Annotated in this window: 20 protein-coding genes; 14 read left to right on the top strand and 6 right to left on the bottom strand. The window is 69.7% G+C overall.

The features are described from left to right. Window positions 1–40 precede the first annotated feature (40 nt). From IM787_RS01640 to IM787_RS01595, 10 genes are all read left to right on the top strand, one after another. Window positions 41–679: a sugar transferase gene (locus IM787_RS01640; RefSeq protein ID WP_193674886.1), complete on the top strand. Its 639-nt coding sequence runs from the start codon at window positions 41–43 to the stop codon at window positions 677–679. A gap of 32 nt (window positions 680–711) precedes the next feature. Continuing rightward, window positions 712–2,691 (top strand): polysaccharide biosynthesis protein, encoded by a 1,980-nt coding sequence (locus IM787_RS01635; RefSeq protein ID WP_193674885.1) that lies wholly within the window; start codon window positions 712–714, stop codon window positions 2,689–2,691. Between the two features lie 22 nt (window positions 2,692–2,713). Beyond that, window positions 2,714–3,607: an acetylglutamate kinase gene (gene argB, locus IM787_RS01630; RefSeq protein WP_193674884.1), complete on the top strand. Its 894-nt coding sequence runs from the start codon at window positions 2,714–2,716 to the stop codon at window positions 3,605–3,607. 7 nt (window positions 3,608–3,614) lie between these two features. After that, window positions 3,615–4,316, top strand: coding sequence for a response regulator transcription factor (locus IM787_RS01625; RefSeq protein WP_193674883.1), 702 nt, complete (start codon window positions 3,615–3,617; stop codon window positions 4,314–4,316). A gap of 59 nt (window positions 4,317–4,375) precedes the next feature. Further along, window positions 4,376–5,743 (top strand): ATP-binding protein, encoded by a 1,368-nt coding sequence (locus tag IM787_RS01620; protein ID WP_193675491.1) that lies wholly within the window; start codon window positions 4,376–4,378, stop codon window positions 5,741–5,743. Window positions 5,744–5,843: 100 nt separating this feature from the next. Continuing rightward, a complete protein-coding gene (slmA, locus tag IM787_RS01615; protein ID WP_193674882.1) occupies window positions 5,844–6,476 on the top strand; it encodes a nucleoid occlusion factor SlmA in 633 nt (210 codons plus the stop codon). 37 nt (window positions 6,477–6,513) lie between these two features. Next, on the top strand, window positions 6,514–7,200 hold the full coding sequence (gene pdeM / locus IM787_RS01610) for a ligase-associated DNA damage response endonuclease PdeM (RefSeq protein WP_193674881.1): 687 nt from the start codon (window positions 6,514–6,516) through the stop codon (window positions 7,198–7,200). A gap of 107 nt (window positions 7,201–7,307) precedes the next feature. Continuing rightward, window positions 7,308–7,655, top strand: a complete 348-nt coding sequence (locus tag IM787_RS01605) for a hypothetical protein (RefSeq protein WP_193674880.1) — start codon at window positions 7,308–7,310, stop codon at window positions 7,653–7,655. A gap of 11 nt (window positions 7,656–7,666) precedes the next feature. Further along, window positions 7,667–7,999, top strand: a complete 333-nt coding sequence (locus tag IM787_RS01600; protein WP_193674879.1) for a hypothetical protein — start codon at window positions 7,667–7,669, stop codon at window positions 7,997–7,999. A gap of 29 nt (window positions 8,000–8,028) precedes the next feature. Continuing rightward, window positions 8,029–8,445: a hypothetical protein gene (locus tag IM787_RS01595; protein ID WP_193674878.1), complete on the top strand. Its 417-nt coding sequence runs from the start codon at window positions 8,029–8,031 to the stop codon at window positions 8,443–8,445. A 4-nt stretch (window positions 8,446–8,449) separates the two neighbouring features. Here the strand turns inward: IM787_RS01595 and IM787_RS01590 are convergent, their stop codons facing one another. The 6 genes from IM787_RS01590 to IM787_RS01565 all read right to left on the bottom strand — a co-directional run bounded on the left by IM787_RS01590 (window position 8,450) and on the right by IM787_RS01565 (window position 14,894). Beyond that, window positions 8,450–9,508 (bottom strand): malate/lactate/ureidoglycolate dehydrogenase, encoded by a 1,059-nt coding sequence (locus tag IM787_RS01590; RefSeq protein ID WP_193674877.1) that lies wholly within the window; start codon window positions 9,506–9,508, stop codon window positions 8,450–8,452. A gap of 10 nt (window positions 9,509–9,518) precedes the next feature. Next, entirely contained in the window at window positions 9,519–11,045 is a 1,527-nt protein-coding gene (locus IM787_RS01585) for a UxaA family hydrolase (protein WP_193674876.1), read from the bottom strand. A gap of 28 nt (window positions 11,046–11,073) precedes the next feature. After that, the gene (locus IM787_RS01580; protein ID WP_193674875.1) at window positions 11,074–12,468 is read right to left on the bottom strand and encodes a TRAP transporter large permease; all 1,395 of its coding nucleotides are present in this window, start codon (window positions 12,466–12,468) and stop codon (window positions 11,074–11,076) included. A gap of 15 nt (window positions 12,469–12,483) precedes the next feature. Beyond that, a complete protein-coding gene (locus IM787_RS01575; protein WP_193674874.1) occupies window positions 12,484–13,056 on the bottom strand; it encodes a TRAP transporter small permease in 573 nt (190 codons plus the stop codon). Between the two features lie 99 nt (window positions 13,057–13,155). Beyond that, window positions 13,156–14,133: a sialic acid TRAP transporter substrate-binding protein SiaP gene (locus tag IM787_RS01570; protein ID WP_193674873.1), complete on the bottom strand. Its 978-nt coding sequence runs from the start codon at window positions 14,131–14,133 to the stop codon at window positions 13,156–13,158. 35 nt (window positions 14,134–14,168) lie between these two features. Then, a complete protein-coding gene (locus IM787_RS01565; protein WP_193674872.1) occupies window positions 14,169–14,894 on the bottom strand; it encodes a FadR/GntR family transcriptional regulator in 726 nt (241 codons plus the stop codon). Window positions 14,895–15,021: 127 nt separating this feature from the next. On the opposite strand from IM787_RS01565, the gene IM787_RS01560 reads away from it, so the two are divergent. From IM787_RS01560 to IM787_RS01545, 4 genes are all read left to right on the top strand, one after another. Next, a complete protein-coding gene (locus IM787_RS01560; RefSeq protein WP_193674871.1) occupies window positions 15,022–15,768 on the top strand; it encodes an SDR family oxidoreductase in 747 nt (248 codons plus the stop codon). After that, window positions 15,765–16,505 (top strand): SDR family NAD(P)-dependent oxidoreductase, encoded by a 741-nt coding sequence (locus IM787_RS01555; protein WP_193674870.1) that lies wholly within the window; start codon window positions 15,765–15,767, stop codon window positions 16,503–16,505. Before IM787_RS01560 ends, IM787_RS01555 begins: the two co-directional genes overlap by 4 nt. 26 nt (window positions 16,506–16,531) lie before the next feature. Beyond that, complete coding sequence (locus IM787_RS01550; RefSeq protein WP_193674869.1) at window positions 16,532–17,383, top strand: fumarylacetoacetate hydrolase family protein; 852 nt, start codon at window positions 16,532–16,534, stop codon at window positions 17,381–17,383. A 138-nt stretch (window positions 17,384–17,521) separates the two neighbouring features. Next, a complete protein-coding gene (locus tag IM787_RS01545; protein WP_193674868.1) occupies window positions 17,522–18,226 on the top strand; it encodes a TetR/AcrR family transcriptional regulator in 705 nt (234 codons plus the stop codon). Window position 18,227 lies beyond the last annotated feature (1 nt).

Genomic DNA, 18,227 nt, shown 5'->3' with positions numbered 1-18,227 from the left:
GGCGGGGCCGGGTGCCTCCGGCGATAATCACGGCATCACCATGAGCTTGAACCATCCACCCCTGCCTGAGCGGTCCGGGGCCACGCGGGTGGCGCCGCCGGTGCCCACGGCCGGCGCCGGCAAGCGCGTCCTCGACCTCGCGCTCTCCCTGGCCGCCGGCGTCGTCCTGCTCCTGCCGGCGCTCGCGATCGCGCTGCTCGTTCGGCTGACGTCGCGCGGTCCCGCGCTGTACTGGTCCGACCGCGTGGGGCGCGACAACGCGATCTTCCGCATGCCCAAGTTCCGCAGCATGAAGATCGAGACGCCCGCCGTGGCCACGCACCTGCTGGCCGACCCGCATGCACACCTGACGCCCATCGGCGGCTTCCTGCGCAAGAGCAGCCTGGACGAACTGCCGCAGCTCTGGAGCGTCCTGCGCGGCGACATGAGCCTGGTCGGTCCGCGGCCGGCCCTCTTCAACCAGCACGACCTGGTCGCGCTCCGCACCGAACAGGGCGTGCACCGGCTGCTCCCCGGCGTGACGGGATGGGCGCAGGTGAACGGGCGCGACGAGCTGCCGATCCCGCAGAAGGTGGCGCTCGACGCCGAATACCTGCGGCGCCAGTCCCTCGCGCTGGATCTCGAGATCCTGGCACGCACCGTCTGGAAGGTCCTCCGCCGTGACGGCGTCTCGCACTGACATGGCCGGCCGCTGGCCGGACGGGAGCCGCCATGTGGACTAGTTCGCTCGGCTGGCCGCGGTACGCCAAGGTCCTCACGGTGATGGCGGTCGACGCCGTCATCTCGGTGGTCGCCACCTGGTGTGCCTTCTCGCTGCGTCTGGACACGCCCTACGAGCCGACGCAGCTCGCCTGGGGCGTCTTCGCGATGGCCCTGGCCATCCAGGTCGCCGCGTTCATGCAGTTCCGCCTCTACCGGGTGGTGTTCCGGTACGTCGACCTCCAGTCGCTGCTGTCGATGGCGAAGGCGACGGCCCTGCACGGCGCCATCCTGTTCGGCGTGCTGCTGGTCCTGCGGCTGCCGGAGATCCCGCGCAGCCTCGGCCTGATCCAGCCGGTGATCGTGCTGGTGCTGGTGGCGGCGAGCCGGGCGCTCGCCGGCGCGTTGCTGCGCGACGAGGCGCTGCACGAACTGATCGACCCCGGCCACCGCGCGCGCGTGCTGATCTACGGTGCAGGCCGGGCCGGCATCGAGGCCGCCGCCGCCATCGCCCATTCGCGCAAGTTCCGGCTGGTGGCCTTCGTGGACGACGATCCGCACAAGACCGGCCGGACCATCCACGGCCATCGCGTCATCGCCGCCGACGAGGTCGACGAGATCGTCGAGCTGCAGAAGGTGACGGACATCCTGCTGGCCCTTCCCGGCATCACGAGGGCGCAGCGCAACGAGATCATCGAGAGCCTGCGCCGCCTGCCGGTGCACGTGCGGACGGTGCCTGCGATGACGGACCTGGCGTCCGGCCGGGTCTCCGTCCAGGACATCCAGGAACTCGACCTCGAAGACCTGCTGGGCCGCGACGCCGTCGCGCCCGATCCCGAGCTGCTCGCGATGAACCTGACCGGGAAGGTGGTGCTCGTCACGGGCGCCGGCGGCAGCATCGGCGGCGAACTCTGCCGGCAGATCACGGGGCAGCGGCCGCGGCGCCTGCTGCTCGTGGAGCACAACGAGTTCGGCCTGTACGCCATCCACAACGAGCTGATGGCGCTTTGTTCCAGGCAGGGCCTCGAGGTGGACCTCGTGCCGCTCCTCTGCAGCGTGCGCAACTTCCGGCGGCTCGGCGACATCTTCCGCGCCTACCGGCCGCAGACCGTCTACCACGCGGCCGCCTACAAGCACGTTCCGATGGTGGAACACAACGCCGCCGAGGGCGTGGACAACAACGTCTTCGGCACGCTCAAGGTCGCGGCTTCGGCAATCGCGTGTGGCGTGGAGCGCTTCGTGCTGATCTCGACCGACAAGGCGGTGCGCCCCACCAACGTGATGGGGGCGAGCAAGCGCGTCGCCGAGCTGATCCTGCAGGCGCTCGCGGCGCAGCAGGCCGTCGACTTCACCGGGCTGCTTCCGGTGCACGCGCAGAACCTGCCCCGCCGCACCTGCTTCGCCATGGTGCGCTTCGGCAACGTGCTCGACTCCAGCGGCAGCGTCGTGCCGCTGTTCCGCAAGCAGCTCGCGCTCGGCGGCCCCCTGACGGTGACGCACCGGGAGGTCACGCGCTACTTCATGACCATCCCGGAGGCGGCGCAGCTGGTGCTGCAGGCGGGCGCGATGGCGGTGGGCGGTGACGTGTTCGTCCTGGACATGGGCACGCCGGTGCGCATCTTCGACCTGGCGCAGCGGATGATCGCGCTGTCCGGGCTGTCGCTGCGAGACGCGGACCACCCCTTCGGCGACATCGAGATCGAGATCACGGGCCTGCGCCCCGGCGAGAAGCTCTACGAGGAACTGCTCATCGGCGACAATCCGCTGCAGACCTCGCACCCCCGCATCATGAAGGCGCGCGAGGAGCTGGTGGAGTGGCCCGAGCTCGTGCGCCAGCTGCAGGCGATGCGCGCCGCCGTCGAATGCAACGACGTCGCGGCCATCAAGTCGGCGCTGTCGGTCCTGGTGTCCGGGTATGCCGGTGGCAACGAGATCGTCGACCACCTCGGCCCGGTGTCGATCCCGCCGGAACCCGCGCCCGCGCAAGCCTGAAGCCGCCATCGAAGAAGCCACCATGACCCAGCCCGCTCCCTCCATCGCCCCCCGCGACAAGGCCGAAATCCTGGCCCAGGCGCTGCCGTACATCCGGCGCTTCCATGGCAAGACCATGGTGATCAAGTACGGCGGCAACGCCATGACCGACCCGGAGCTGCAGGCCGACTTCGCGGAAGACGTCGTGCTGCTCAAGCTGGTGGGCATCAACCCGGTGGTGGTGCACGGCGGCGGCCCGCAGATCGAGCAGGCGCTCAACCGCCTGGGCAAGAAGGGCGAGTTCATCCAGGGCATGCGCGTCACCGATGCGGAGACGATGGAAGTCGTCGAATGGGTGCTGGCGGGCGAGGTGCAGCAGGACATCGTCGGCTTCATCCACAAGGCCGGCGGCAAGGCGGTGGGCCTGACGGGCCGCGACGGCGGCCTGATCCGCGCGCGCAAGCTGAAGATGGTCGACAGCAAGGACCCGACGAAGGAACACGACGTCGGCCAGGTCGGCGACATCGTGCAGATCGACCCGGGCGTGGTGCGCGCGCTGCTGGAGGACAACTTCATCCCCGTGGTCAGCCCGATCGGCTTCGGCGACGAGAACGAGAGCTACAACATCAACGCCGACGTGGTGGCGAGCAAGCTGGCCGAGGTGCTGCAGGCCGAGAAGCTGGTGCTGCTGACCAACACGCCCGGCGTGCTGGACAAGGCCGGCAACCTGCTGACCGACCTGACGGCGGCGCGCATCGACGAACTGTTCGCCGACGGCACCATCTCCGGCGGCATGCTGCCCAAGATCAGCGGCGCGCTCGACGCCGCGAAGGCCGGCGTGAACGCCGTCCACATCATCGACGGCCGCGTGCCGCACGCCATGCTCCTGGAGATCCTCACCGACCAGGCGTACGGCACCATGATCCGTTCGAACTGAGGCCACGATGCGGCTGTTGTTGGTCGAAGACGATGTGATGGTCGCCAGCGGCATCAAGCTGGGGCTGTCGAACGCCGGCTATGCGGTCGACTGGGTCGGCAGCGGGGAGCGGGCCGAGGAAGTGCTGCGCTCCGAGGTGTTCGATGCGGCCATCATCGACATCGGCCTGCCGAACATGGACGGACTGGAGCTCACGCGCCGGCTGCGCCGCCCGGAGATGGCGAGCCAGCACATGCCGGTGCTGATCCTCACCGCGCGCGACGCGCTGCACGACCGCGTGCAGGGCCTCGACCTCGGCGCCGACGACTACATGGTCAAGCCCTTCGAGCTGCCGGAACTGCTCGCGCGCCTGCGCGCGCTGCTGCGCCGCTCGCAGGCCGCGACCTCGGCCGTCCTCAGCTTCGGCCCGATCGAGCTCGACACCGCGAACCGGCGCGCCAGCGCGCAGCGCAGCGGCCAGTCGGTGCCGATCGAGCTCGGCCCGCGCGAGTGGACGGTGATGGAATACCTCCTGATCAACGCCCCCAAGCCGGCCAGCAAGGACAAGCTGCTGCAGGCCCTGACGGGCTGGGACAAGGAGATCACGCCCAACGCCGTGGAGGTCTACATCTCCCGGCTGCGCGGCAAGCTGGAGCCCTACGGCGTGGCGCTGCGCTCGATCCGCGGCTTCGGCTACCGCCTGGAACTGCGGCCGCCCGAGGCGGAGTGATGCCGCGGCTGCGCCCCGCCGCGCGCGCCTCGCGGACCCGCGGCGCCGACGTGACGGGGGTGACCTCCGGCCTGCGGCGGCGGCTGCTGGTCATGCTGATCACGCCGCTGATCCTGCTGGCGGTGCTCAATGCCTGGTTCGACTACCGCTCCGCCGACAACGTCGCGACGCAGCAGGACCAGCGGCTGCTGGCGCTGGTGCCGCTGGTGGCCGACTCCGTCATCGGCGACACGGGCGACAAGCCGCTGCTGCTGCTGGCGCCGCCGGTGGAGGAGTTCCTGAAGCAGCGCCCCGGCTCCTCGGCCTATGCGATCACCGACCTCGACGGCAAGGTGCTGCACGGCGAGGAATGGCTGGGCGGACTGCCGCCGTCGGACACCGCCGCGGAGTTCCACAGCGAGGAGCACAACGGCACCACCTGGCGCATCGTGCGCCAGCGCCAGCAGACCGTGTCCGGCGACGTGGTGGTGGCCGTCAGCGACGGATCGGACCCGCGCCAGCAATGGGCGCGCTCCATCCTGTTCAAGGTGCTGCTGCCGAACCTGGTGCTGATCGCCGCCGCGGCGTTTGCGGTGCGGTGGGCGGTCCAGCGCGCCCTCAAGCCGCTGCTGGCGCTGAAGGAGGCGGTGGAACGGCGCTCGCCGCGCGACCTGAGCGCCATCGACGAAGGCGCCTCGCCCGAGGAGGTGCGGCCGCTGGTGGACTCGCTGAACCGCCTGTTCGGCCTGGTCAACGCGCAGGCGGAGAGCCAGCGGCGTTTCGTCGCCGACGCGGCGCACCAGCTGCGCACGCCCCTCGCCGGCCTGCAGGCACAGGTGGAGGCCTGGGCGCAGGCGGCGGGCACCACCGGCCAGCAGGGCACCCTGGCCCTGCCGACGGAGCAGGTCTACAAGCTGCGCAATGCGACGCGCCGCACGTCGCAGCTCGCCAACCAGCTGCTGGCGCTTTCGCGGGCCGACGCGCGCGGCATGCACGCGCAGCCGCAGCAGCGCGTCGACCTGAAATCCCTCTGCGAGGACGGCCTGCAGGCGCACCTGGACGCGGCGACGGCGCGCCACATCGACCTGGGCCTGGACGCGGCGCCGGTGCAGGTGATGGGGCACGAATGGCTGCTGCGCGAGCTGCTGGCCAACCTGGTGGACAACGCGGTGAAGTACACGCACGAGGGCGGCAGCGTGACGATCCGCTGCGGCCGGCGCGCCGGCGATCCCTTCATCGAGGTGGAGGACGACGGGCCCGGGGTCGATGCGTCCGAGATCCCGCGCATCCTGGAGCGCTTCTACCGCGTGCAGGGCACGGTGGCGGAAGGCAACGGCCTCGGCCTGGCGATCGCCGAGGAGATCGCGCGCGTCCACCACAGCCACCTGCAACTGCAGCCCGGGGCCGGCGGGCGTGGCTTGAAAGTCACACTTCCCCTCCCGGGGTAAGCACCTACTCGGCGTCCTGGCTGTATTTCTCATGGATGGGGTGGGAGGTTCCCACGGCCGGGTATGCGAGAATCAAATCGCAACAGCTGACCTAGGCCCTATGTCCCACGCCGAGCTCGACACCCCCGAACCCACGCCCGCCGGCGACACGCCCGCGGCGGTGCGCAAGCGCCCGAAGCCGGGGGAGCGCCGCGTGCAGATCCTGCAGGCGTTGGCCACCATGCTGGAGCAGCCCGGCGCCGAGCGCATCACCACGGCCGCACTGGCCGCCCGCCTGGACGTGAGCGAGGCCGCGCTGTACCGCCACTTCGCCAGCAAGGCGCAGATGTTCGAAGGCCTGATCGAGTTCATCGAGCAGAGCGTCTTCACCCTGATCAACCAGATCGCCGAGCGCGAAGCCGCCGGCCCGGCCCAGGCCGGGCGCATCGTGGCGATGCTGATCCAGTTCGCCGAGAAGAACCCGGGCATGACCCGCGTGATGGTCGGCGACGCCCTGGTGTTCGAGAACGACCGCCTGCAGCAGCGCATGAACCAGTTCTTCGACAAGGTCGAAGCCTCGCTGAAGCAGTGCCTGCGCACCGGCGCCGACGGCGCCACGCCGACGGTGGACGCCTCGGTGCGGGCCTCCGTGCTCACCGCCTTCATCGTCGGCCGCCTGCAGCGCTTCGCGCGCTCGGGCTTCAAGCGCCCGCCGTCGGAGCACCTCGAAGCCAGCCTGGCCCGCATGCTGTAGGCTGGGCGGCGCCCCGCGCGCTTCCCATCTTCCCGACGTGCTGAGAATCCGCCTGGCCGGCGAGGATGCGCTGCTGCATCCCTCCGGCACCCTGTTCCTGTCCGCGCAGCGCATGCTGCTGGTCGCCGACGCGCATTTCGGCAAGGCCGTGAGCTTCCGCAAGCTCGGCGTGCCGGTGCCGCGCGGCACGACGACCGAGACCGTCGCCAAGCTCGATGCCGCGATCGCGGACACGCAGGCGGAGCACGTCGTCTTCCTCGGCGACTTCCTGCATTCGGTGCGCTCGCATGCCAGCGGCACGCTGGCCGTCCTGCACGCGTGGCGGGCGCGCCATCCCAGCCTGCAGGTCACTCTCGTGCGCGGCAACCACGACGACCGCGCAGGCGATCCCCCCGCCAGCCTGGGCTTCGCGGTGGTGGACGAGCCGCTCCGCGCGGGGCCGTTCGCGCTGTGCCACCACCCCCGCCCGGTCCGGGACGCCTACGTGCTCGCCGGCCATTGGCACCCGTGCATCAGCGTGACCGGCCGCGCGTTCGAACGGCTGAGGCTGCCCTGCTTCTGGTTGGGCGACGACAGCGGCCAGCTGCCGCGCCAGGCAGTCGGCATCCTGCCGGCCTTCGGCAGCTTCACCGGCATGCACCGCATCGAGCCGCGCGCCGGCGACCGCATCTTCCCGATCGCGGGCGACGTGGTGCGTGCGCTGCCGCCGCTGCCTGTGCCGTAAGCGCGGCGTCCGTGGACCGCTGACACGCGGCATCAACGCAGGCCTGCGCTCAGGCTCGCGCGATGGGCTTGGAATGGCACGACCAGATCCCACAAGGAGTGCCCTCCATGAAAAGAATCGTCCTCGCCGCCGCGGCGATCGCAGCCATCGCGGCGCCTGCCGCGTTCGCGCAGTCCGCCGCAGGCACCTTCACGACCCCCGGCTACGTCATCTTCGAAGGACCGCCGCAATCGAAGCCGATCCGCGGCGCCGTCGTCGGCGAAGCGGTGCTCGCCGGTTCGCACATCGCGGTGGCGCCCAGCCAGGCGACCGTCGCCGCGGCGCCTTCCACCGCGGTCCTCGGCGGCCCGGCCGCCAGCGTGTCGGCCGGCCCCTCGGTCGTGAAGCACTACTGGAATGTCCCCAGCGACATCGGCACCCGCGTCGATTTCCAGCGCTGGCAACGGTTGATGTAAAGGAGCAAGCCATGCAAAAGCAGCACATCGGATGGGCGCTCGCGGCACTCGTCGTCTCCGCCCCCGCCTTCGCGCAGACGCACGTGCAGTCCGCCGGCGGCGTCGCCGTGAGTTCGGGCACCGGCGTGGTGGTCACGCCCGGCGTGGCGACCGCTTCTGCCACGCCGGCGGCCACCGTGGCGGTGATGCCTTCGGCCACCGTGCCGGGCGCGGTGGTGGCGCAGGCCGCCACCAGCGAGTCGGTGAACGGCAACACCCGCACGGTCACCACCCGCTACTGGGTCAACGTTCCCGCGGGCGTCGAGCGTGACGCCGATTTCCAGCGCTGGCAGCGCCTGCGCTGAGCCCCACCAACCCCAAGGGAGAGATGCACATGAAGAAGTTCACCCAGGCCGCGGGCCTTGCCGCAGTCCTCGCACTCGCCGCGGGCGGCGCGCTGGCCCAGTCGGGCAGCGCGGCCGGCGCCGCGTCCGGTGCCTCCGCGGGCGCCGCCGCCGGCGCGGCCGGCACGACCGGCGTGACCACCGGCAGCACCGCCGGCGCGACCACCACGGCCAACCGCATCGCCCCGGCCGACGGCAGCAACGCGCTGCAGCAGCCGGGCGGCATGGGCACGCAGGGCAGCATGCCCGTCGTGCAGACGCACATCCACGGCGCTTCGGTGGTGCAGGCCCACCAGAGCACGCGCGTCGACGGCAACAGCACCATCACCACGACCCAGTACTGGGCCAACGTGCCGGCGAACGTCCACACGGACGACCGCTTCCAGCGCTGGCAGCGCCTGAAGTAAGGCCTCAGCCCACGCGGGCGCCGACCTTGGCGCCCGCGGCGACGATCTCCGCCCAGGTCTGGTCGTCCAGCGCGATGCCTTCGGTCTCGCGCTGCACGCGGGCCTGGCGCTCGGGTTCGCCGGCCACCAGAACGGCGTCGGAACCGGGCGCGGGCGGGCTTTGCTTCAGCCAGTCGACGAAGGCGGTGGCCTCGCCGTCGAAGCTGGACTGCGTGCCGAGCTTGCGCGGGTCGACGACGATGGTGAACATGCCGTTGATGACGGCCCGCAGGTTGTCGGCCGGCCGGTGCCAGGTGCCGCTGCCCGTGAGCGCGCCGCCCAGCAGTTCGCAGGCGACCGCCATCCCGTAGCCCTTGTGCTCGCCGAAGGCGAGCAGGGCGCCGAACATGCCTCCCGGCTGCGGCACCACCACGACACCTGGGTTGGTGGTGGGACGACCGTGTTCGTCGATCAGGTAGCCGGGCTCGACCTGGCGTCCCTCGTTGTGGGCGACGCGCATCTTGCCCTGCGCCACGCGGCTGGTGGCGAAGTCGAGCACGAAAGGCTCGCGGCCCACCAGCGGGACGCCCACGCAGAAGGGATTGGTGCCGTAGCGGCCGTCGCCGCCGCCCCAGGGTGCGACCACCGGACGCGACTGCACGTTGACGAAGTGGATGGACACCAGGCCGCGCGCCACCGCCATCTCGGCGAAGTGCCCGATGCGGCCCAGGTGGTGCGCGTTGGCCAGCGCCATCACGCAGCTGCCCGCCTGCTGCGCGCGCTCCATCGCCAGCAGCATGGCTTGCTCGCCGACCACCTGGCCGTAGCCGCGCTGCCCGTCCAGTGCCAGCAGGCTGGCGGCATCGAGCTTGACGGCCACACCCGCGTTGGGCTTCAGGCCGCCTTCCAGCACCGCCTCGACGTAGCGCGGCACCATGCCGACGCCGTGCGAGTCGTGGCCGCTCAGGTTGGCGAGCACCAGGTTGTCCGCCACCTTCCCGGCTTCTTCCGGCGAACTGCCGGCGGCCTGGATCACGGTGGCGACGGTGGACCGCAACGTCGCGGCCGAGAACTGCTGGGTCATCCCTCGCTCCTCACATCACCGCGCCGACCTGCCAGGGCACGAACTCGTTCTGCCCGTAGCCGTGCTGCTCGCTCTTGCTGTGCTCGCCCGACGCGGTGGCCAGCACGAGGCGGAAGATTCGCTCGCCCATCTCCTGCACCGAGGCCTTGCCGTCGATGATCTCGCCGCAGTTGATGTCCATGTCCTCCTCCTGCCGCTGCCACAGCGCCGAGTTGGTGGCGAGCTTCAGCGAAGGCGAGGGTGCGCAGCCGTACGCGGAGCCGCGGCCGGTGGTGAAGCAGATCATGTTGGCGCCTCCGGCCACCTGCCCGGTGGCGCTGACGGGGTCGTAGCCGGGCGTGTCCATGTAGACGAAGCCGTGCGCGTCGACGGTCTCTGCGTACTCGTACACGGCCTGCAGGTTGGTGGTGCCGCCCTTGGCCACCGCGCCCAGCGACTTCTCGAGGATGGTCGTGAGGCCGCCGGCCTTGTTGCCGGGCGACGGGTTGTTGTTCATCTCGCCTTCGTTCACCTGGGTGTAGTGCTCCCACCAGCGGATGCGTTCCACCAGCTTCTCGCCCACTTCGCGACGCACCGCACGGCGCGTCAGCAGGTGTTCGGCGCCGTAGATCTCCGGCGTCTCCGACAGGATCGCGGTGCCGCCGTGCGCCACCAGCATGTCCACCGCGGCGCCCAGCGCCGGGTTGGCGCTGATGCCCGAGTAGCCGTCGGAGCCGCCGCACTGCAGGCCGATGGTGATGTGCGACGCGCTGCACGGCTCGCGCTTCACGCGGTTGGCGGCGGGCAGCATCTCCTTCACGAGGGCGATGCCCTTCTCCACCGTGCGGCGGGTGCCGCCGGCGTCCTGGATGTTGAACACCTGCAGCGTCTCGCCTTCGCGCAGGCTGCTGTGCGCCAGCCAGGCGTTGATCTGGTTGGCTTCGCAGCCCAGGCCGACGACGATCACCGCGGCGAAGTTCGCGTGCGTGGCATAGCCGGCGAGCGTGCGCTCCAGGATGCGCATGCCGAGGCCTTCGGTGTCCATGCCGCAGCCGGTGCCGTGCGTGAGCGCCACCACGCCGTCGACGTTCGGGAACGGCTCGAGCGCGCCCGGGTTGGTCAGGCGCGAGAAATGGTCGGCGATGGCGCGGGCGGCGGTCGCGGAGCAGTTCACGCTGGAGAGCACGCCGATGTAGTTGCGGGTGGCGACGCGGCCGTCGGCGCGCTTGATACCCATGAAGGTCGCCTCGCGCCGCGGCGGCTCCGGCTTCACGTCGGCACCGAAGGCGTAGTCGCGCGCGAAGGCCCCGCCGTCCGGCCCGACGTCAAGGTTGTGCGTGTGCACGTGCTCGCCCGGCGCGATCGGCTTGCTGGCGAAACCGATGATCTGGTTGTAGCGGCGCACCGGCTCGCCCGGCGCGATGGCGCGCGTGGCCACCTTGTGCCCCGGCGGGATCAGGCCGCGGGCGGTGATGTTTTCGACGACGGTGCCGCCCACCAGCTGCGCGCGGGCGATCAGGACGTCGTCGTTGGGGTGCAAACGAATGAACGGGGTCATGCGGACTCTCTTTCGCGTGGAGCCATCTTCAGTAGAACATCTTGGGCAGCCAGAGGACGGCTTTCGGCATGTAGGTGATGATCGCCAGGGAGACGAGCAGCGGCACCAGCCACGGCAGGATCGCGATCGTCGTTCGCTCGACCGACAGCTTCGCCACCCGTGCCAGCACGAACAGCACCATGCCCATCGGCGGGTGCAGCAGCCCGATCATCAGGTTCAGCACCATCACCAGCCCGAAGTGCACGAGGTCGATGCCGAGCTGCTGGCAGATCGGCACCAGGATCGGCACGAGGATGGTGATCGCGGCCGTGGGCTCCAGGAAGCATCCCACGAACAGCATCAGCAGGTTGGCCAGCAGCAGGAAGACCCACGGTTCCTTGGTGAATGCCAACACCCAGGAGGAGATCGCGGCCGTGACGCCGGTGGCCGTGAGCATCCAGCCGAAGATGCTGGCCGCCGCCACGATGAACAGCACCGTCGCCGTGGTTTCCACCGTGTCGAGGCTGATCTTGACGAACATCTTCCAGTTCAGCGTGCGGTACCAGAGGAAGCCCAGCGCCATCGCCCACAGGCAGGCGGCGATCGCCCCTTCGGTGGGCGTGAACACGCCCGTCGTCATGCCGCCGATCAGCAGCACGGGCGTCATGATCGGCAGCACCGCCTGGAAGCGGAAGATGCGGTCCAGGGCGAACAGCACGATCGCGCCGCCCAGGACGGTCAGCTGCGGCTGCAGGCCGGCCTTGGCGATCAGCAGCCACATTGACAGCGGCCACAGGACCACCACCGCCGTTTCGGCCAGCGCCTTGACGACGCGCGGCCACTCGAACTTGATGTCGCCGCCCCAGCCGTTCTTGTGCGCGAAGTAGGCGACCGTCAGCATCATCAGCAGCGCCATGCCCACGCCGGGCAGGATGCCCGCCAGGAACAGCGCGCCCACGCTCACGTTGGCCATCATCCCGTAGATCACGAAGGGCAGGCTGGGCGGGATGATCGGCCCGAGCGTCGCCGAGGCCGCCGTCACGCCCACCGCGAACTCGGTGTCGTAGCCGTGGTCCTTCATGGCCTTGATCTCGATGGTGCCGAGGCCGGCCGCGTCGGCGATCGCCGTGCCGCTCATGCCGGCGAACACCACGGAGCCCACCACGTTGACGTGGCCCAGGCCGCCCTTGAGCCAGCCGACCAGCGCAAGCGCGTAGTTGTAGATGCGGTTGGTGATGCCGGCGTTGTTCATCAGGTTGCCGGCGAGGATGAAGAAGGGCACGGCCAGCAGCGGGAAGCTGTCGATGCCGCTCACCATCCGGTGAATCACCACGAAGGGCGGGAGGTTGCCGCTCCACAGGATGTAGAGCAGCGCCGACCCGGCCATCGCGATGGCCACGGGGATGCCGCCGCTCATGAGCAGCAGGAAGATGACCTTGAGCATGGCGCTCCGTTCGTTCTAGTTGTCGGTGATCTCGGTCATCGGGCGTTCCAGCACCGAGTAACCGCGCTTTCTGTGGCGGATCGCGACAGTCACGGCGCGCAGCGTCATCAGCACGAAGCCGAGCAACGCGGTGGCGTACACCCAGTTCATCGGCAGGTCGACCATCGTCATGCGCGAGTTGGAGCCCAGGCGCAGCATCATCAGGATCGTCAGCACCACCGCCGCGGCGAAGAAGGCGATGCGCACCACGTCGACGACCGTGGCCATGACGCGTCCCATGCGCGCCGGCATGTAGCGGTAGAAGAAGTCCACCTGGATGTGGTTGTTCTTGATGACGCCCAGCGTCGCGCCCGTGAACACGGTGGCGATCAGCAGGTAGCGCGCGATCTCCTCCGTCCAGGCGGCCGAGTCGTTCAGCACGTAGCGCGTGACGAACTGGTACACCACCACGGCGCCGAGGATCCAGAAGAAGCCGAGGGCGATCCAGCCTTCCCAGGGCGTGCCCGAGAGGTCGACCGCTTCGTCCTGGGCATGGAACTGGCCGTCCTCGCCCATCACCTGCGGCATGTCGTCGATCGAATGATCCATGGGTCTGCCTTTGTCGGGAATGCGCGGATCCGGCTTTGCCGGTCCGCTGCATGGCCCCTTGAGGGGAGGCCGGCGCCCCGCGCCGGCTTCGGGGTGGGCCTACTTGATGTTGACGATGCGGTCCCAGTCCTTCTTGTCGAGCTTCATGGACTCGAAGGTGATGTTCTTCAGCACGTGCTGCTGGAAGGCGTTGCGGTCGACGGTCACGACGTTGATGCCCTTCTTCTTGAACTCGTCGACCAGCTCGCCCTCGCGCTTGCGGATGTCGTTGGTGGCGCGTTCGGCGGCTTCCTGCGTCACTTCGGCCAGGATCTTCTGCTCGGCCGGCGTCAGCTTGCCCAGGGTGGTGGGCGACACCACGGTGAGCAGCGAGTCGGCGATGTGGCCGGTGAGGATGATGTTCTTCTGCACCTCGAAGAACTTCTTGGCCTCGATGGTGGGCAGCGGGTTCTCCTGCGCGTCCACCGTGCCGTTCTGCAGCGCGAGGTAGACCTCGGCGAAGGCGATGGGCGTCGGGTTGGCGCCGCAGGCGCGCGGCAGCGCGGTGTAGGCCGGCGCGTCCGGCACGCGCATCTTCAGGCCCTTCATCTGCTCGCAGGTGGTGAACAGCTTGTTGCTGGTGGCGTGGCGCGCGCCGTAGTAGGTGAGGGCGGTCACGGTGTTGCCCGTGGCCTTCTTGTAGCCCTCGGTCAGCTCCCTGAACACGTCGCTCTTGCTGTACTTGATGACGTGGTCGGCGTCGCGGAAGGTGAACGGGTAGTAGCTGACCGCCAGGCGGGGGAAGGATGTGGCCGCGAACGAGGCGCCGGTCAGGATGATGTCCACGGTGCCGAGCTGCAGGCCCTGGTTGATCTCGCTTTCCTTGCCCAGGCTGGAGGCCGGGAACACCTGGATCTCGTACTTGCCGTTGGTGCGCTTCTTGAATTCCTCGCCGGCCCAGACCGACCACTTGTGGTACGGCTCGGACGTCTCGTAGACGTGGGCCCATTTCAGCTTGGTCTGGGCATGGGCCGGGGCCGCGGCCGCGGCGGCGAGCGCGCAGGCGGCGATGAGTTGCAGGGTGAGGCGTTTGCTCATGGCTTGTCTCCGTTGGTGGACTGGGTCTCCTGGCGTCAGGACTGGTTGGCGCGGCGCCAGCTCGCGCTGTATCGGGTGTAGGCCTTGCGCAGGTGCTGCTGCATGGCGGCGCGCGCGGCGGCCGGGTCGTGCGCGCGGATCGCGTCCAGCACGGCCCCGTGCTCGGCCAGCGCGCGCTGCCAGGACGGCGGGTTCTCGAAGTGGTCGCCCAGGCGCTCGGAGATCGGGCCGCGGCGCGCATGCCAGTAGCCGCGCACCGTGTCGCTCAGCACCTCGTTGCCGCAGCCATCGGCGATGGCGTTGTGGAAGGCTTCATCGCCCGCGCGCGGCACGATGCCGGCGGCGACCTCGTCCTGCATCTGGGCGAGGGCCGAGGCGATCCGCTGGATCTGCGGCTTGCGCGCGTTGCGGGCCGCCAGCGCGGCGACTTCGCCCTCGACCAGTTCGCGGGCATGCATCAGCTCCAGGGGGCCCCAGTCGGTGCCGGTGCCATTGCCGTTGGCCGGCGCGCGGGTGCTGCTGCGCTGGCGGGCGTCCTGCACGTAGATGCCGGAGCCGATGCGCACTTCGACCCAGCCTTCCACCTCCAGCGCGATCAGGGCTTCGCGCACGGAGGGGCGGCTCACGCCCAGCTGCTTGGCCAGGTCGCGCTCGGCCGGCAGGCGCGACCCGGGCGCGAACTCGCCCTGCGCGATGAGCTCGCGCACCTGTTCCGCGATCTGGCGGTACAGGCGGCTGGACTCGACGGCTTGCAGGGGCATGATGGGGCACTAGGGTTGTTGCTGACTGGCCAAGTGGTCAGGCCAATTACTATCCGGCCCGAACCCCGCCCGGTGCATCGGGGTGTTCCCTAGCCGGGCCCGTTTTCCGCATGGAAGGAGCGCCCGCGTGCGACTGCAGAACAAGACCGCCCTCGTCACCGCCGCCGGCCAGGGCATCGGCCGCGCCAGCGCCCTGGCCCTCGCCGCCGAAGGCGCCCAGGTCTGGGCGACCGACGTCAACCCGAAGCTGCTGGACAGCTACGAGGGCATCGAGGGCATCCGCTGCGTGCAGCTGGACGTGCTGGACAAGGACGCCATCGCCAAGGTGGTCGGCGCGATGCCGGCGATCGACGTGCTGTTCAACTGCGCCGGCTTCGTCCACAGCGGCACCGTGCTGCAGGCGACCGACGAGGAATGGAACTTCGCGCTGAACCTGAACGTGCGCGCGCAGTTCTGGGCCATCCAGGCGGCGCTGCCGCGCATGCTGGGAAACGCCGATGGCCACGGGCGCGGCAGCATCATCAACATGGCCAGCGTGTGCAGCAGCATCAAGGGGCTGCCGAACCGCTTCATCTACGGCACCACCAAGGCGGCGGTGATCGGCCTGACCAAGAGCGTCGCCGCCGACTACGTGGCGCACGGCATCCGCTGCAACGCGATCTGTCCGGGCACCGTGGACACGCCGTCGCTGCAGGGCCGCATCAATGCCTTCGACGACCCGGTGGCCGCGCGCCAGGCGTTCGTCGCGCGCCAGCCGATGGGGCGGCTCGCCACGGCGGAGGAGATCGCGCCGCTGGTGGTCTACCTCGCCAGCGAGGAGTCGGTGTTCGTCACCGGCCAGGCCTACGCGGTCGACGGCGGCATCACGCTATGAACCAGCTCGACTTCCAGGGGCGGCAGGCCGTGGTCACCGGCGGCGCCGCCGGCCTGGGCTACGCCATCGCGCAGCGCCTGGTCGCCTCCGGCGGCGGCGTGACGCTCTGGGACCGCGACCCGGTCAACGGCCGCGAGGCCGCCGAGCGCATCGGCTGCAGCTTCGTGCAGGTGGACGTGACCGATGAGACTTCGGTGCGCGACGCCGTGGCTTCCACGCTGCGGCGCGTGCAGCGCATCGACGCGCTGGTCAACAGCGCCGGCATCACCGGCCCCAACACCAAGGTCTGGGACTATCCGCTCGACGCCTGGAAGCAGGTCTTCGACGTCAACGTGCACGGCCTCTTCCTCTGCTGCCGCGAAGTGGCGCAGGCCATGCGTGCCGCGAACTACGGGCGCATCGTCAACATCGCTTCCGTGGCCGGCAAGGACGGCAACCCCAACGCCAGCGCCTACAGCGCCAGCAAGGCGGCGGTGATCGCACTGACCAAGTCGCTGGGCAAGGAGCTCGCCGATACCGGCGTGCGCGTGAACTGCGTGACGCCCGCCGCGGTGAAGACCGCGATCTTCGACCAGATGACCGAGGCGCACATCCAGTTCATGCTGTCGAAGATCCCGATGGGCCGCTTCGGCACGCCGGAGGAAGTGGCCGCGCTGGTCGGCTGGCTGTGCACGGAGGAGTGCTCGTTCTCCACCGGTGCGGTGTTCGACCTCTCGGGCGGCCGCTCGACCTATTGATCCCCAAACCAAGAAGGAAGACAGGAATGAAACTGGTGCGCTATGGCAACCCCGGCCGCGAGAAGCCGGGCCTCGTGGATGCGGACGGCAAGCTGCGCGACCTGAGCTCGGTCGTGCCGGACATCGGCCCGGAACAGCTGGGCCAGGTGGGCCTGGCCCGCATCCGCAAGGCCAACCCCGCCAAGCTGCCCCTGGTGCGCGGCAACCCGCGCTTCGGCTGCCCGGTCGCCAACGTGGGCAAGTTCGTCGCCATCGGCCTCAACTACGCGGACCACGCGGCGGAATCCGGCGTGCCGATCCCGAAGGAGCCGGTCGTCTTCATGAAGGCGACCAGCTGCATCCAGGGCCCGAACGACCCGGTCATGCTGCCGCGCGGCTCGGTGAAGACCGACTGGGAGGTGGAGCTGGCGGTGGTGATCGGCACCACCGCGCGCTACGTGCCCATGAGCAAGGCGCTGTCGCATGTCGCGGGCTACGCGGTCTGCAACGACGTGAGCGAGCGCGAGTTCCAGCTGGAGCGCGGCCCGCAATGGGACAAGGGCAAGGGCTGCGACACCTTCGGCCCGCTCGGTCCCTGGCTCGTGACGACCGACGAGATCCCGAACGTGCAGCGCCTGGCGATGTGGCTGGACGTGAACGGCAAGCGCATGCAGACCGGCAACACGCGCACGATGATCTTCAACGTGGCCAAGCTGGTGAGCTACGTCAGCCACTTCATGACCTTGCTCCCCGGCGACGTCATCACCACCGGCACGCCGCCCGGCGTCGGCCTGGGCATGAAGCCGCCGACGTACCTGAAGAAGGGCGACGTCATCACGCTGGGGATCGAAGGGCTGGGCGAGCAGCGCCAGCTGGTGGTGCCGTTCAAGGCATCCTGAGGCGCTCGCCCCGTCTCCGCCTGGCGAGGGGGAGCCGGGGCTCCCCTCGCTGGGGCAGTCCCTCTAAAACCTGACGGCCTTCCCATGGCCGCCGGAAATGCTGCAAAATAGAACGACCGTTCGTTTTATTTTGCCGCCATGTCCGTCACCTCCCTGCCCCTGAAGCCCGGCCGCGCCCGGGAGGGCAAGGCCTTGCAGAAGGGCCAGCAGACCAAGGCGGCGATCGTGGATGCCGCGCTCGGCCTGGCCACGCAGATCGGCCTGGAGGGGCTGTCCATCGGCGCGCTGGCCGAAGTCACGCAGATGAGCAAGTCGGGCGTGTTCGCCCACTTCGGCTCGCGCGAGGAACTGCAGATCTCCGTGGTGCGCGAGTACCACCGGCGCTTCGAGGACGAGGTCTTCTACCCCGCGATGAGCGAAACGCGTGGCCTGCCGCGCCTGCGCGCCATGTTCGCCAACTGGATGAAGCGCACCTCGGTGGAGCTCGATTCCGGCTGCATCTACATCAGCGGTGCCGTCGAATTCGACGACCGGCCCGGCCCCGTGCGCGATGCGCTGGCCTGGTCCGTGCAGACCTGGCATTCGGCGATGAAGCGCGCCATCACCCTCGCCAAGCAGCAGGGCCACCTGCAATCCGACGTGGACGAGGAGCAGATGCTCTTCGAGATCCACGGCCTCATCCTCGCGCTGCACTACGAAGCGCGTTTCCTCAAGAACCCCGGCTCGATCGCCCGCGCGAACGCCGGATTCGAGAACATCCTGCAGCGCTACGGCGCCAGCCCGGCCGCTGCAGCCCGATCCCCCCGAACCACCCGCCCGGCCAAGACCGCCAAGGAGTCCTGAG

Origin of the sequence: Ramlibacter pallidus, from assembly GCF_015070875.1 — a bacterium.
GTDB classification, from domain to species: domain Bacteria; phylum Pseudomonadota; class Gammaproteobacteria; order Burkholderiales; family Burkholderiaceae_C; genus Ramlibacter; species Ramlibacter pallidus.
This window is presented reverse-complemented; position numbering and strand designations above follow the sequence as displayed.

Excerpts from the sequence above, each read along its gene's own strand:
- IM787_RS01635 (WP_193674885.1), top strand. The coding sequence starts at position 712 with ATGTGGACTAGTTCGCTCGGCTGGCCGCGGTACGCCAAGGTCCTCACG.
- IM787_RS01625 (WP_193674883.1), top strand. The coding sequence starts at position 3,615 with ATGCGGCTGTTGTTGGTCGAAGACGATGTGATGGTCGCCAGCGGCATC.
- IM787_RS01580 (WP_193674875.1), bottom strand. The coding sequence starts at position 12,468 with ATGCTCAAGGTCATCTTCCTGCTGCTCATGAGCGGCGGCATCCCCGTG.
- slmA (WP_193674882.1), top strand. The coding sequence starts at position 5,844 with ATGTCCCACGCCGAGCTCGACACCCCCGAACCCACGCCCGCCGGCGAC.
- IM787_RS01600 (WP_193674879.1), top strand. The coding sequence starts at position 7,667 with ATGCAAAAGCAGCACATCGGATGGGCGCTCGCGGCACTCGTCGTCTCC.
- IM787_RS01605 (WP_193674880.1), top strand. The coding sequence starts at position 7,308 with ATGAAAAGAATCGTCCTCGCCGCCGCGGCGATCGCAGCCATCGCGGCG.
- IM787_RS01595 (WP_193674878.1), top strand. The coding sequence starts at position 8,029 with ATGAAGAAGTTCACCCAGGCCGCGGGCCTTGCCGCAGTCCTCGCACTC.
- IM787_RS01640 (WP_193674886.1), top strand. The coding sequence starts at position 41 with ATGAGCTTGAACCATCCACCCCTGCCTGAGCGGTCCGGGGCCACGCGG.
- IM787_RS01570 (WP_193674873.1), bottom strand. The coding sequence starts at position 14,133 with ATGAGCAAACGCCTCACCCTGCAACTCATCGCCGCCTGCGCGCTCGCC.
- IM787_RS01590 (WP_193674877.1), bottom strand. The coding sequence starts at position 9,508 with ATGACCCAGCAGTTCTCGGCCGCGACGTTGCGGTCCACCGTCGCCACC.
- IM787_RS01585 (WP_193674876.1), bottom strand. The coding sequence starts at position 11,045 with ATGACCCCGTTCATTCGTTTGCACCCCAACGACGACGTCCTGATCGCC.
- IM787_RS01555 (WP_193674870.1), top strand. The coding sequence starts at position 15,765 with ATGAACCAGCTCGACTTCCAGGGGCGGCAGGCCGTGGTCACCGGCGGC.
- IM787_RS01545 (WP_193674868.1), top strand. The coding sequence starts at position 17,522 with ATGTCCGTCACCTCCCTGCCCCTGAAGCCCGGCCGCGCCCGGGAGGGC.
- IM787_RS01565 (WP_193674872.1), bottom strand. The coding sequence starts at position 14,894 with ATGCCCCTGCAAGCCGTCGAGTCCAGCCGCCTGTACCGCCAGATCGCG.
- argB (WP_193674884.1), top strand. The coding sequence starts at position 2,714 with ATGACCCAGCCCGCTCCCTCCATCGCCCCCCGCGACAAGGCCGAAATC.
- IM787_RS01550 (WP_193674869.1), top strand. The coding sequence starts at position 16,532 with ATGAAACTGGTGCGCTATGGCAACCCCGGCCGCGAGAAGCCGGGCCTC.
- IM787_RS01575 (WP_193674874.1), bottom strand. The coding sequence starts at position 13,056 with ATGGATCATTCGATCGACGACATGCCGCAGGTGATGGGCGAGGACGGC.